We start from the raw sequence: 14,398 nt of genomic DNA, 5'->3' as shown, positions 1-14,398 counted from the left end.
TTGGGTATTTTATAATTTTTAGAGTGGAATTTAGATTGGATTGGGTGAGATATTAAAATATTATGGGGTGTAATTAAATTTGTGGGTTTTAGAAATTTGGGGAGGTTAATGGGTTGACTATGGGATAAGAGTGAATTCGATAGTTTTTGGTTTATATACTATATTGGATTATAATAAATTAAAAAGAAAATGAAAAACGGATGTAATTAAAGAAAAAAGCAATAAGAAAATTTAATTATAAATTTTGCTTATTGCTAAAATATTAAAGATGATTATTAATCAAAATCCTCTTCATCGCTACTTGAGCTTAGTAGTGTAACTTTAAGAGCTCCAATACTTGCTCCATCCATTTTAACAACTTCGTATAAACAGTTTTGATCCTCTATAGTATCGCCTACTACTGGTAGACGCTCAAATAAATTAAAGACATATCCGCCAATCGTAAGCTGCTCAGTCTCTTCATCAAAGTGAATTCCCATAATCTCCTCAACACCTTCAAGCTCAAATCTACCATTAAATTCATATGTATCATCGGAGATTTTTTTATAGTTTTGATCTTTATCATCGTGTTCATCGTTGATATCGCCTACGATCTCTTCAATGATATCTTCCATAGTTACTAATCCAGCAGTTCCGCCATACTCATCAACAACTAGCGCAGCTGAGATTCTATCTTTATTCATCATTACAAGAATCTTTGAAATTGAACTATTTTCAGGTACAATAATAAGCTTTCTTACTATTTTATCAAGATTTTCTATCTTGCCATCTAGGTCATTTTGTAATATATCTCTAATGTGAATCATACCCAAAACGCTATCTTTGCTACCATCTATATATGGAAATCTAGTATATTTGCTTTGGCTTACAATTCTCATATTCTCTTCAAAGCTTAATCTTTTATTTAAACAGATCACATCTTTACGAGGCGTCATAATCTCTTTGGCTACTGTATCGCTAAAATCCACAGCATTTTTGATTATTTCGCTCTCCATACTATCTAAAACACCACCTTTTAAGCTCTCTCCGACTATGATTTTAATCTCTTCTTCTGAGTGTGCTAACTCGCTCTCTCTAGCAGGTCTAATACCAATAAGCTTTAAAAACATAGCCGCTACAAAATCAAATGTGCGTATAACAGGAAAAAATATAAGCCAAAAAAAGTATAATGGTCTAGCGACCAAAAGCACGGCTTGTTCGGCTTTGGCGATTGCTACTGATTTTGGTACTAACTCACCTAAGACAACATGTAAAAGAGTGATGAAACTAAAAGCAATAACAAAAGATACCGTGTGTAAAGTAGTGGTATTATCAATATCAAATATAATTTTTAATGGCTCTCTGATGATATCGGCCACAGCTGGCTCGCCGATCCAACCAAGTGCAAGAGAGCTAAGTGTAATGCCAAGCTGCGTGGCACTAAGATAGGTATCTAGGGAATTTGACATTCTTAGAGCGAGTTTGGCATTGGGGCGTTTTTCTTTGACAAGCTCTTCTAAGCGTGATCTTCTAACCTTAACAATACAAAATTCAGATAAAACAAAAAAGCCATTTAAAAGTATAAAAATGGCCGCCAAAATTATCATAATAATGGGGTAAGTATCCAATTCTTTTCCTTAAAAAAATTTAAAATGGCTCAATTATAGCATATTTAGTTGAAATTTAATTTAATTTTGCGAATTTGCATTTATGCCTAAAAGCTCTTTAGTTTCCTCATCGCTCTCATACTCAAATCCACCGCCAAAGGCCTTAAATACGGCAACTACACTATTTGCAGCCTCTAAATTTGCACTTGTTAAACTAAGCTTTGCTGATAATAAACTTCTTTGAGAGTCCAAAAGCTCTAGATGGCTACTATATCCAGCATCATAGCGACTTTGAGCTATATCATAGACCTTTTGTTGGCTAGCGACTAAATTTGCCGTGCTTTGGGCTTTTATCATTGAGTTTTTTCTACTATCTAGAGCCGTTCTAATCTCGCTAAAAGCATTTTTAACCGCTTTATCATAGGCTAAAAATGATGCGTTTTGTTCTAAATTTGCAAGCTCAACACTATTATATGTTCTTCCAAAATCAAGAAGTGGCCCAATAAGACTTCCGCCTACGCTCCAAATAGATTTATTAACGCTTATTAGATTATCTAAATCTGCACTTGAATATCCAAAGATACCAGTAAGTGATATTTTTGGTAGCCACTGAGTTCTAGCTACACCAACTAGATAATTGCTCGATTTTAGCCTCTCTAACGCACTTGCGACATCAGCCCTTTTTAATAATATATCTGAACTAATCCCACTTGGAACTTGTGGTAAATTTGGCAATCTAGTTGCGACATTTATATCAGAGTATAAAATTTCATCTAGACTTCCGCCAACTAAAATAGCAAGGGCTGAATTTGCTTGTGAAATTTGAGTTTGTAATCCGGCTAGCTGGGCCCTAGCTTCATCTGCGGTTGCTACTGTTTGGGCATATACTAGCTCATCTATTTCACCACTAGCTAATTGCATAGCCCTATACTCTACACTTTGGATATATGAGATTAGGGTATCTTTTAAAATTTGCTCTTGTTCTCTTAATGAAATTAGCAAAAAATAGGCATTAGCCACACTACTTGCTAGGCTGATTCTAGCGCTTTCATAATCAAATTTAGTAGCATTATATATAGCTTCACTAGCATTAGCTTTATTTCTTACTCTACCCCATAAATCCAACTCATAGCTTAATACTGCACTAAGAGAGAATTGTTCAACAGTAGAATTATTATAGCCTTTATCGCTCTTGCTAGCTTCACCTTGCAAAGATATATTTGGTAAATACTCTATTCTATCAAGTCTTAGACTAACTCTAGCTTTTTCTATATTATTTAGTGCTATTAATAAATCACTATTATTTTTTAAAGATTTTTGGATTAGAGCATTTAGCCTCTCATCACCAAAACTCTCCCACCAACTCTCATTGATGCTATAAACATCCATTTGATATCTATACTCTTGCTGTATTTCAATCATATCAGGACGAAGAGAGCAGCCACTTATAATAGCTGCTATTAATATTGTAATAACCTTATTCATCTTTTGCTCCAAATTTAGCTCGTTTTCTATCTAGCCACTCATTGAAACTTTCTAATATATAGAAAAATAGTGGCACAAAGAATATCGCAATAGTAGATGCTGCTATCATACCACCGATAACGCCAGTGCCTAATGCGTGGCGTGATGCTGCTCCAGCGCCGGTAGCTAAGGCCATAGGCAATACCCCAAGAGTAAATGCCAAAGAGGTCATAACAATCGGCCTAAATCTCATCTTAGACGCACTAATGGCAGCGTCTTTTATACTTTTGCCTGCTAAATGCTCTTGCATCGCAAACTCAACGATCAAAATCGCATTTTTGGCTGCTAAACCTATTAAAAGAAGTAACCCAATCTCAAAATAAACATCGTTGCTAAGCCCTCTTAAATATGTAAATGCTAACGCTCCAAATACAGAAAATGGCACAGCTGTTACAACTGCTAGTGGCATTAGCCATCTCTCATACTGTGCTGCAAGAATCAAAAATACAAATATAAGTCCAAACGCAAAAGCTTGAGCGCCTTTGCCAGTACTGCTAACTTCTTGATATGCCGATCCTGCCCAGCCTATATTATACTCTTTACCAAGCTCCTCTTTAATGATTCTTTCAATCTCTTTAATAGAATCACCTGAAGTGTATCCAGGTCTTGGCTCACCCATAATCTTAGCTGCTGGGAAACCATTAAATCTATCAACATTATCAGGCCCCAAACCTCTTGTAAGAGTCATAATAGAATCTAATGGTACTAAATCACCGCTTCTACTACGTACATAAAGCAACCCTAAATCTTCAGGCGAATCTCTATAACTCTCATATGCTCTAATATTTACTTTATATGTTTTACCAAGAATATTAAAATCATTTACATAATACTGACCGATAGTTGAATTTATCGTATCAAATATATCGCTAAATGAGATTCCCATCATCTTGATTTTCTCTCTATCTAAAGTTAAATTATATAGAGGGAAATTTGTATCTAGCGTAGTTCTAACTTGAGTTAAAACCGGACTTTGATTTGCTTTAGCCACAACTCTTTGCACATCAGCTTCTATTTGATTATAGTTTTTACCTGTGATATTTTGCGCATAAAGCTCAAATCCTCCAGTCATTGATAATCCCATAATAGGAGGTGGAGTCGTAACAAAGGCTAATGAGTTTCTATCAGAACCATATAGAGTTCCCATAAACTGCCCTGCTATTGTCGCAGCTGCATTCTCTTTACCTGGACGCTCATCCCACGGCTGAAGTGTGATAAACATCATACCAGCATTTTCTCTAAGCGATCCAGCCATCATATCATAGCCTGTTAGTGTAGTAACACTTTTTACATTTGGATTTTTAGATACTATACTCTCTATAAACGCAGCATCTTCAAGCGTTCTAGGTAGAGTAGATGCTGGAGGTAGATTGATAATAGTTAATACACTACCTTTATCCTCAGCTGGTACAAGCCCGCTAGGAATAACCTTAAATAGCTCAATCATCATAAATATAATAATCGCTACACTAATCAAACTAATAATAACATGACGTAAAATCTTAGCTACACCAGCAGAGAAAATCCTAGTCGAAAAATCAAAAAATTCATTAAATTTACGAACAAACCAAAATGGTGGTTTCTCTTTTTTGCGTAAAATTATTGCACAAAGCGCAGGTGTAAGAGTAAGTGCTACTAACCCAGAAATACATACAGAGACAACTAGTGTAAGCGCAAACTGCCTTTGTATCACGCCTACAAAGCCCTCCATAAATGCAACCGGAATAAATACCGCTGAAAGTACCAAAACGATAGATATCACTGGTGCCATAATCTCATCCATGGCCTTGATAGTTGCGTCTTTTACACTTAAATTTGGCTCTTCGTGAAGTATCCGCTCGACATTTTCTATAACAATAATAGCATCATCAACGACAATTCCAATTGCTAAAATAAGTGCAAAAAGTGTAATTAAATTTACCGAAAATCCCATTACATAAATTCCAGCAAACGCACCTAAAATTGATACTGGAACAGTAAGCAGTGGAATAAATGTGGCCCTAATATTTCCAAGGAACATATAAATAACAATTACAACTAAAATAATAGCCTCTATAAAAGTCTTAACAACCTCGTCAATTGAAACTTGAACAAACTCAGTCGTATCATAAGCCACTCTATAAGTCATATCTCCTGGAAAATTATCTTTTAACTCTTCAACTCTGGCTTGAACTGCTTGGGCGGTTTCTAAAGCATTGGCTCCACTTTGTAAAAATATAAGTACTGGAACCATACTACCGCCATTAAAGCGTCCAGAAAATGCATAACTTTGAGCTCCAAGCTCAACATTAGCAACATCTTTTAACCTAATAATATTTCCGTTTAAATCAGCTCTAATTATGATATTTTCAAATTCACTAATTTGAGTTAGTCTTCCTTCTGGCTTAATAGAATATACATATGGATTTCCAGTAGCCATAGGTTGTTCGCCTATCTTTCCAGCTGCATATTGTGAGTTTTGTTCTTTGATAGCATTAATTACTTCATTAACAGTCATATCATAATGCTTTAATAAATCTGGCTTTATCCATACTCTCATAGAGTACTCTTTATTACCAATTACAACAGCATCACCTACACCCTTAACGCGTTTTAACTCATCGGCAACATTGATACTTACATAATTAGATAGCTCAGTATCGTTCATCTTTTTACTTGGGTCATAAAAAGCCAAAACCTCTAAGATATTACTACTTCTCTCATCTACTTTTACACCGACTCTACGAACTTCTTCTGGAAGTTTTGATAAAATTGGACTTACTCTATTATTTACATTAACTGAAGCAGTTTGAGGATCTGTGCCAATCTCAAAGAAAATATTTAAGCTCATTGTACCAGCTGAACTTGATGTACTTTGCATATATATCATATCATCAACGCCATTTATAGCCTCTTCTAATGGAGCTGCAACTGCACTTGCGATAGTTTGAGCATCTGCGCCACTATATGTAGCTTGCACCACAATTTGTGGTGGCGTAAGCTGTGGATACTCCTCTATAGCAGCATTTTTAAGACCGATAAGACCTGCTAAAACTATAATAATAGATATTACGCAGGCAAAAACTGGACGATTGATAAAAAATTTAGAAAACATCTACTCGCCTTTTGTTTCTACTATTTGGACTGATGAGCCATCTTGAATCTTTTTAAAATTATCCAAAATTACCTTATCTCCATCTTTTAATCCACTTGATACAACAACACTAATGGCATCTTGAGAGGCTATTTTAATAGCTCTTTTTGATACTTTGCCATTTTCTACTACATATACAAACGGATTTACTAAATCTTGTAATACTGCAATTTGTGGGATTTTAAATCCATCTTTTTGATAAAATCCATATACTTTTACAGCAGCAAATACGCCTGGGCGAATTTGAGTTTGATTATTATCAAATTTAGCTTTTGCTTTTACAGTGCCGCTTTTTGAATCTACTACGCTATCAAGAAAGCTTATAGTTCCATTATACTCATTACCATTGGCTAACTTTATCTGCACTGTTGAATGTAGCTGTTTCCACTGTCCACTTTTGCTTTTTTCATCAATATCAAGCCTATCACGATCTGATATTCCAAATTCAACAAATATTGGATTTAGTTTTGTGATTCGAACTAAATCATTATCAGTAGTGCTAACATATGAACCAACATCTTTAAGTGTATCGCCAATAACTCCATCAAAAGGTGCAGTCACCACAGAGTAATCTAAATCAATTTTAGCGTTATTTAAATTTGCTAAAGCTGAGCCGTATGCGCTACTAGCTGCGTCAAATTCCTTAGCCGATATTGCATTTTTAGCTTTTAGATTTACTGCTCTATCATATTGAGCTTTAGCGTTTTTAAAATTTGCTAATCTATCATTATAGATTGCTCTATATTTTGATTCATCAATTTGATATAGTTTATCGCCTTGCTTAACCATACTACCTGGAGTAAAAAACTGCTTTTCAATAGAGCCAGTTACCTTGCCTTTGATTATTACATCCATCTCGCTTACAACTTGACCATTAAATTCAAGATTAATAGGAATATCGCCCATTTTTGCTACAGTTACACTTACTGGAAGTGCTCGAGCGGCTTGTGGAGCATTGCTTTTTTTGCTATCACTGCAACCTACTATCATCAAAGCAGCAAAGCCAAGAGTTAAAAATTTGCCAAATTTATTCATAATAATAACCTTTCAAATTGCGTATTTGAACTGAATTAAATTTCGACATTTTACAAAAATTTTGTTAAGAAAAAATTAATATGGTAAATTATTTTTGATATTCATTATCTAAAAGGAGAGCAATTAGTCTCCTTTTAGGTGAATTTATTTTGATTGTATAGCTTTTTCTAGCTCAATTTGCTTAGGATATACAAAGATAGTTTTACGATCAACACTAATTGTCTCCTTAGCATCTTTGGCATATGCATTAATTGTAATATCTATTGGAGTATCTCGTCTTGTATCATCTACTAGCGTCTGTGTTGTGCTTAATACCACAATTACTTTTTTCTTGCCACCAGCTTTTAATTTAATAGGCTCAAGTGGTCTATCGATTTTAATTCTAGTCTCATTGATATCAAAATAGTATGAATGCTCAACATTATCAGTATTTTGTATTAAAAATGTATATGCATTTTGCACTTTTGGTGTATTATCATCAAGCACCTTAATACTATAAAGTTGAGTAGCCCTATTTATATTTAATAACATATGCTCTTTTTTGGTTGTCATTAACCCTAGTGCAATCACAGCAATAGATAATGCAATCATATAGCCAATTGTTCTAAATCTAAAATATTTAACCTTACTTCTAGTTTTAATAGCCTTAGCGCTAGTCCAATTAATTAAGCTCTCTTTGCCTAGTTTGCCCATTACCTCGCTACAAGCATCACTACATTCAAGACAATTAATACACTCAAGCTGCATACCTTTTCTAATATCTATATGAGTTGGGCATACTCTTACACAAGCCTCACAACCTATACACTCAGCACCTGGAGTAGTTGGCTTTTTACCTAATTTTGTATGGCCATCATATAATTTACCTCCACGATTTTCATCATAAATCACCTGAATTGTATCATTGTCAAACATAACGCTTTGCACTCTAGCATACGGGCAAACATATATACAAAAATTCTCAGCCAAAAACACCACATCAAAAACTAAAAATGTTGTAATACCTATTAAAATTCCAACTAAAAGCTTATGCTCGGCTGGATTAGCAAGATAAGTAAAAAAATCCTCAGGTGGCACAAAATACCACATAAAATTACTAGCAGCTACAAATGCAAGAGCTGCCCAAATAATTACTGAGATAGTTTTTTTAATGATATTTTCATCAAATTCTTTTTGTTTATCTTTGATATTTTTGCGAATTTTAAGAATTTTAGTACAGATCAAATCCCTATAAATTACACGAAAAATTGTCTGCGGACAGCTCCAACCGCACCAAACTCTACCGCCCAAAGTAGTGAGAAAAAATATACTTAAAAATAAAATAATAAGTAAAAAAGGCATCAAATAGAGCTCTTGCATATCAAAAGCAGTAAAAAATAGATGGAGTTGCTTTTTATCAAAACTAAGCAAAAATAGATGATTGCCATTAATGCGGATAAATGGAAGCACCAAAGCGACAATCGTAACGATCAAATACCCAATATATCGCCGTTTGGTATAGTGTGTAGGCGTACAAGACATTGATAATTCCTTATTGATTTTTGGCGTAATTATAACCTTATTATATTAAAATATAGTTAAATCAAATTTTATTATTTGTTTAAGAAATTTAAATTTAAGTTATTTTTGGCTATAATTACCGCTCAAATTTTAACGAAAGGTGGTGAGGATCGTGCCAGGAGTTAAGGTACATCCAAATGAGTCTTTTGATGAAGCATATAGACGCTTTAAAAAACAAACTGACCGTAACTTAGTAGTTACTGAAGTTCGTGCTAGACGCTTTTTTGAGCCTATGACTGAAATTCGTAAAAAACAAAAAATCTCAGCTCGTAAAAAAATGCTTAAAAGACTTTATATGCTTAGACGCTATGAGTCAAGACTCTAATGCCATAAAGATCGCTTCGGCGGTCTTTTTATTATTTAAATAATCCATATAAATTAAAACTTTAATATATTTTTTATAATTCATGGCGGACAGAGAGGGATTTGAACCCCCGAAGGCTTTCACCTTACACGCGTTCCAGGCGTGCTCCTTCAACCACTCGGACATCTGCCCAAAACAATAAGTAAAATAAATACTGGTTAAAAACGGATAAAACACCCACTCAAAAGAGCGAGTGTCTTTACAAAAAGGAGGTTATTTGTTTAGGAACTTTAATTATATAATTAATTTTTTAATATATAATAAATATAAGATAAAGTGAAAATAATTAAGATAAAATTTGATATAATCAATCAAAAAGGATCAAAATGCTAACACATTTAAATGAAAAAAATATACCCAAAATGGTAGATGTAGGCGATAAAGATACCACCAAAAGAGTCGCAATCGCTAGTGGCACTATCACAATGTCGCAAGAAGCTTACACAGCTATTAAAGAAAATACTGGTAAAAAAGGTCCTGTTTTACAAACTGCAGTAATAGCTGCTGTTATGGGGGCTAAACGCACTAGCGATTTAATCCCAATGTGCCACCCTCTTGCTTTAAATTCAGTCGATATCGATATAGAAGATATGCCAAATTTGCCAGGTTTTAAGCTCATTTCTAGGGTTATAACTCATGGCAAAACAGGCGTAGAGATGGAAGCTTTAAGCAGTGTTAGTATCGGGCTTTTGACTATTTATGATATGATAAAAGCTATTGATAAATCCATGGTAATTAGCGATATAACCCTAGAATCTAAAAGTGGCGGTAAAAGTGGAGAATATAGGAGAAATGATGGCTGAAATTTGCGATTTTAATAATAAAAAACCAGAAATAATCTATCCAATATTTTGGGAATATAAGGTAATATTTGATAGTTTAAGCGATGAAAAAAGCATTATAAAAGAGTGCGTAGGCGATAGAGAATACAAACTTCAAAGCTCTCACACTAGCAAAAATGCTAAATTCAAAAGCTTTAATCTAAGCGTATTAGTAAATAACAACACAGAGCGTTTAGAGCTATTTACTCTACTTAAAAAACACTCTAAATTTGTATTATAACTCTAGCCAATCGGCTAGAGCTTATTTGATCATATCTTTAGCGATATTAGCTACATTTGTAGCACTAAATCCAAAATATTTAAATAGCTCATCAGCTGGAGCCGAAGCACCAAATGAGCTCATTCCAAGCACATTATCAGCAAATTTATACCACTCAAGCGCACTTGCTGCCTCTACGGCTAAAATTTTAGTATTAGGCGAAAATATACGCTTAATATAATCACCATCTTGCTCGCATAAAAGCTCAAAGCAAGGCGCAGAGACGACATTTACGCCAATACCGCTATTTTCTAATAATTTAGATGCTTCAAGGCATAATCCAACCTCACTACCGCTAGCTACTAGTGTAATTTGCGGATTTTGGCTCTCTTTGATGAGATAAGCACCATTTGCCACGCTACCAAATTTAGGCTCATCTAATGGATTTAATCCCTGTCTTGAACAGACAAAAGCACACGGCGCATTGAGCCTAAGCGCAACCTTCCAACACTCTACATTTTCCACGCCATCAGCTGGGCGGAATGTATAGAAATTCGGCATTGCCCTAAATGTACTAAGCTGCTCAATTGGCTCATGTGTTGGGCCATCTTCACCTACTCCGATACTATCATGCGTCCAGATAAAATAGTGTTTAAGCCCCATTAACGCCGCAAGTCTAGCTCCAGCTTTAAGATAGTCGCTAAATATAAAAAATGTCGCACTAAATGGGATGAAAATTCCATACCTAGCATAGGCATTACAGATCGCAGCCATAGCGTGTTCTCTGATACCAAAGTGTAGATTTTTGCCGTTTGGATAGTCGCCAAAGCCCTTTAACTCTGTTTTATTACTAGGTGCTAAATCCGCACTACCACCTATAAAACCTGGCAAAGCAGCGGCGATAGCATTTAAAATTTTACCATTACTATCTCTTGTAGCTATCTTTTGAGCGTTAAAAACAGGAAATTCTATCTTGCTAAAATCAGGATTTAAGAGTGAATTCAACAACTCTTTTTTATCTTGACTTAACTCGCTTACTTTCTTATCCCATAAAGCATTTGCCAAATCACCCCTTTCTAAGGCTAGATTAAACCAAAATTTTACATCATCATCTACAAAAAAACTCAAATTCGGGTCAAATCCCGCCGCTTCTTTAGCCTTAGCGATAATTTCAGCACCAAGCGGAGCGCCATGAGCGTGGTGGCTGCCTTCTAGCTCGCCAGCACCTTTAGCGATTTTGGTTTTAGCAATTATTAGATATGGCTTTGTTTTGTTTTTAGCTTCATTTAGGGCAAATTCGATCTCATCATAGCAATGACCATCTATCTTAGCAACTTCAAATCCAGCCGCTTCAAATCTAACCTTAACATCTTCAGCCCAAGCTATAGATGTATCGCCTTCTATTGTGATCTCATTGCTATCATAAATTATTACAAGGTTATCAAGATTATGCTTGCCAGCTAATGCACAGGCCTCGTAGCTAATCCCTTCTTGTAAATCGCCATCACCACATAGACAATAGATCTTGTGATTTATGATATCGCTACCTAGCAAATTCGCAGCCGATTTAGCCGCCATAGCAAAGCCAACAGCATTTGCCACGCCCTGGCCAAGTGGCCCAGTAGCAATCTCTACTCCTGGAGTCTCGATCTCTGGATGGCCTGGAGTCTTAGAGTGGAGTTGGCGAAATGCCTTTAAATCATCCAAGCTAATATCATATCCACTAAGATATAAAAAGCTATAAACCAAGCTACTAGCATGACCGCCGCTAAAGATCAATCTATCTCTATTTAACCAAGATGGATTTTTGGGATTGTGATTTAGATGAGTGCTTAAAACCGCAATTATATCAGCTAGCCCCATTGGTGCGCCTGGGTGACCTGAATTTGCTTTTTGTACCATATCGGCACATAAAAATCTTATTGTATCGGCCTGTTTTTTATACATTTTTATCCTTTTAGGTATTTGTTTATTAAGTTTGAAACCAACTCTTTTACATCTTGATTTTGAATTTGATTGATAATTTGCTTTTCTAGCTCATCTCTAGCTTCTATGGCTTTATCAACACCAAGTAAATTTGTAAATGAGTTTTTGGAACTATCATTATTTGTAGGTTTTCCAGCTTTATCGCTACTACTTGTAGCATCTATTATATCATCGTGAATTTGAAATGCAAGACCTAGTTTTAAACCGGCCTTATATATATCATTAGACTCTTCATCACTTGCACCAGCTACTATTGCACCAATTTGCATACTTGCAGCAATTAATGCACCTGTTTTATGCAGATGTAAAAACTCAAGCTCATCTAAGCTTAATTTTTTATTTTCAAAATAGCAATCAATGGCTTGACCAATTACCATTCCATCAAGGCCGCCATTTTTACTTAATACTTGTATGCATTTTATAGCAATGTGTGGTGGTAAATTTGAATTTGCTATCACTCTAAAAGCTTCAGTATTTAAAGCATCGCCAACCAAAATAGCCGTAACCTCATCATATTTTACATGCAAGGTTGGCACACCACGGCGAAGATTAGCATTATCCATCGCTGGAAGATCATCGTGAATGAGCGAATATGTATGCAAAAGCTCCACAGCTAAAGCTGCTGCATATGGATCGCACAATGGATTAATGGCCTTTGCAGTGCCTATAACTAATTGGGCACGAAAATGCTTTCCTCCAGCTTTTAAAACCCAAGCAAGAGCCTCATTAAAATATGGATGAAAACTCTCTACGCTAGGCAAATTTGATTCTAGATACTCTAGAAAGCTCATCTATTTACTCGCACAAAAAACTGAAAATCATCTCTAGAAACCAAAATATATACTAATCCACTTTTATTTTTCATTAACTCATCTATTTTAGAAATACTTTTAATTGCTACGCCATCAATTTGCATAATCTTATCACCAGCTTTTAGTCCTAATTTTGCAGCTTTTGAATTAGCCTTAATGCTTGTAATAACTAATGATTTATTCAAGCTAGCACCAAATTCAGATGAAAATTTAGACTTTGGCTGTGTTTTTTTAATTGCAGTTTTATTGCTCTCAGCTTCTTTTATATCTAAATTTTTAACTGTAATATTTGCCATTTTTACATCGTAGCTTAGTGGTTTTCCATCACGCTTTATCTCAAATTTAAGCACCGAACCCTTATCGGCAAATAGCACCATCTCATTTATTTCTCTTAAATTTTTTGGCGTTTTGCCATTTACTGAGACGACTATATCAGAGCTTTTAAGCTCCTTGCCTGAACCAAATGGATTTACACTTTGAACTTTTATAGTAGCATTATCTTCGCTAAATTTAACTCCAATATCACCATAATACACATCGTCATATCGCATAAAATGCTTTAAATATCTATTTGGAATAAATTTATCATCGCCTAGGCTAATTCCTACCATTGAAGCGCAATCGCATACTAGCATTCCAACCTTGCCTGTTTTAAAGCTAAGCTCATCAAATTGACCTAATTCGCTACCAAAACTCTTAATATGCCCCATATTTGTAATGTTTTCTTGTAGCGTCATAACCCACATATCTTGCTTACTATCGAGTTCATCAAGCATAAATGCACCACGCAAAGAAAACCCTGGTCTAACCAAATATAGCCCTAAATATGGGTCAAATTTAATATAATCCTTTTTATTTAGTGGATTTGCCTTATCATAAACAACAGCAGCATATTCGCCATTTAAAGAGATTGCTGTTTGATCTTTGTAGTTAAACTGCGACTCACGCATTTTATCATAAATCGCCGTTCTATCAGCGATTGTCGGCTCTGGGGCGGCATGCAAAATCGCTCCAACCACTAAAATAGCAGCCAAAATCTTTCTCACCTTATACCTCCAAAACCGCCAAGTAAAGATGCGGCTGCATTTTGCTTTTCATCATTAGCTAGTTTAATAGCATCATTCACAGCTGAAATTAGCAAAATTTGCAAGCTATCCTTATCTTCAAGCAAAGAATCATCTATACAAATATCTAGAATTTCAGCCTTGCCATTAATCTTAACACTAATTAATCCACCGCCTGATTTACTCTCAAACTCTTTTGCAGCAATCTGTGCCTCAAATTCGCTTGCTTTTTGCTGGGCTTGAGCCAACATTTCACCCATTTTTGAAAAATCAAAATCCTTAAACATATTTAA

The 14,398-nt window shown here is 35.1% G+C and carries 12 protein-coding genes and 1 tRNA gene; 3 read left to right on the top strand and 10 right to left on the bottom strand.

Annotation, left to right across the window (positions count from 1 at the left end):
- Positions 1–275: 275 nt before the first annotated feature.
- The 5 genes from CIGNP103_RS04210 to ccoG all read right to left on the bottom strand — a co-directional run bounded on the left by CIGNP103_RS04210 (position 276) and on the right by ccoG (position 8,799).
- Complete coding sequence (locus tag CIGNP103_RS04210; protein ID WP_086233644.1) at positions 276–1,586, bottom strand: hemolysin family protein; 1,311 nt, start codon at positions 1,584–1,586, stop codon at positions 276–278.
- Between the two features lie 81 nt (positions 1,587–1,667).
- A complete protein-coding gene (locus CIGNP103_RS04205; protein ID WP_086241526.1) occupies positions 1,668–3,071 on the bottom strand; it encodes an efflux transporter outer membrane subunit in 1,404 nt (467 codons plus the stop codon).
- The gene (locus tag CIGNP103_RS04200) at positions 3,064–6,204 is read right to left on the bottom strand and encodes an efflux RND transporter permease subunit (protein WP_086241527.1); all 3,141 of its coding nucleotides are present in this window, start codon (positions 6,202–6,204) and stop codon (positions 3,064–3,066) included. The genes CIGNP103_RS04205 and CIGNP103_RS04200 overlap by 8 nt, the downstream gene beginning before the upstream one ends.
- Positions 6,205–7,278, bottom strand: coding sequence for an efflux RND transporter periplasmic adaptor subunit (locus tag CIGNP103_RS04195; protein ID WP_086225425.1), 1,074 nt, complete (start codon positions 7,276–7,278; stop codon positions 6,205–6,207).
- Positions 7,279–7,422: 144 nt separating this feature from the next.
- On the bottom strand, positions 7,423–8,799 hold the full coding sequence (gene ccoG / locus CIGNP103_RS04190; RefSeq protein WP_086235439.1) for a cytochrome c oxidase accessory protein CcoG: 1,377 nt from the start codon (positions 8,797–8,799) through the stop codon (positions 7,423–7,425).
- A gap of 151 nt (positions 8,800–8,950) precedes the next feature.
- Between ccoG and rpsU the strand changes: the two genes are divergently transcribed.
- A complete protein-coding gene (gene rpsU / locus CIGNP103_RS04185; protein ID WP_002848116.1) occupies positions 8,951–9,163 on the top strand; it encodes a 30S ribosomal protein S21 in 213 nt (70 codons plus the stop codon).
- Positions 9,164–9,246: 83 nt separating this feature from the next.
- On the opposite strand, the gene CIGNP103_RS04180 is transcribed toward rpsU, so the two are convergent.
- A tRNA-Ser gene (locus CIGNP103_RS04180) sits at positions 9,247–9,334 on the bottom strand.
- Positions 9,335–9,528: 194 nt separating this feature from the next.
- Here CIGNP103_RS04180 and moaC point away from each other — a divergent pair.
- Positions 9,529–10,005, top strand: a complete 477-nt coding sequence (gene moaC / locus CIGNP103_RS04175; RefSeq protein WP_086235440.1) for a cyclic pyranopterin monophosphate synthase MoaC — start codon at positions 9,529–9,531, stop codon at positions 10,003–10,005.
- The gene (locus CIGNP103_RS04170; protein ID WP_086225421.1) at positions 9,998–10,264 is read left to right on the top strand and encodes an HP0495 family protein; all 267 of its coding nucleotides are present in this window, start codon (positions 9,998–10,000) and stop codon (positions 10,262–10,264) included. The genes moaC and CIGNP103_RS04170 overlap by 8 nt, the downstream gene beginning before the upstream one ends.
- Before the next feature lie 21 nt (positions 10,265–10,285).
- Here CIGNP103_RS04170 and tkt read toward each other — a convergent pair whose 3' ends face one another.
- The 4 genes from tkt to CIGNP103_RS04150 are packed head-to-tail and all read right to left on the bottom strand — an operon-like array spanning position 10,286 to position 14,392.
- A complete protein-coding gene (gene tkt, locus CIGNP103_RS04165; protein ID WP_086268633.1) occupies positions 10,286–12,190 on the bottom strand; it encodes a transketolase in 1,905 nt (634 codons plus the stop codon).
- A gap of 2 nt (positions 12,191–12,192) precedes the next feature.
- Positions 12,193–13,020: a polyprenyl synthetase family protein gene (locus CIGNP103_RS04160; RefSeq protein WP_086268632.1), complete on the bottom strand. Its 828-nt coding sequence runs from the start codon at positions 13,018–13,020 to the stop codon at positions 12,193–12,195.
- A complete protein-coding gene (locus CIGNP103_RS04155) occupies positions 13,017–14,087 on the bottom strand; it encodes a DUF7488 domain-containing protein (protein WP_086244512.1) in 1,071 nt (356 codons plus the stop codon). Before CIGNP103_RS04155 ends, CIGNP103_RS04160 begins: the two co-directional genes overlap by 4 nt.
- On the bottom strand, positions 14,084–14,392 hold the full coding sequence (locus CIGNP103_RS04150; RefSeq protein WP_086226570.1) for a YbaB/EbfC family nucleoid-associated protein: 309 nt from the start codon (positions 14,390–14,392) through the stop codon (positions 14,084–14,086). Before CIGNP103_RS04150 ends, CIGNP103_RS04155 begins: the two co-directional genes overlap by 4 nt.
- Between the last annotated feature and the right edge of the window lie 6 nt (positions 14,393–14,398).

The sequence above is a fragment of the Campylobacter sp. P0103 genome (assembly GCF_002139545.1).
GTDB lineage: Bacteria > Campylobacterota > Campylobacteria > Campylobacterales > Campylobacteraceae > Campylobacter > Campylobacter devanensis.
This window is presented reverse-complemented; position numbering and strand designations above follow the sequence as displayed.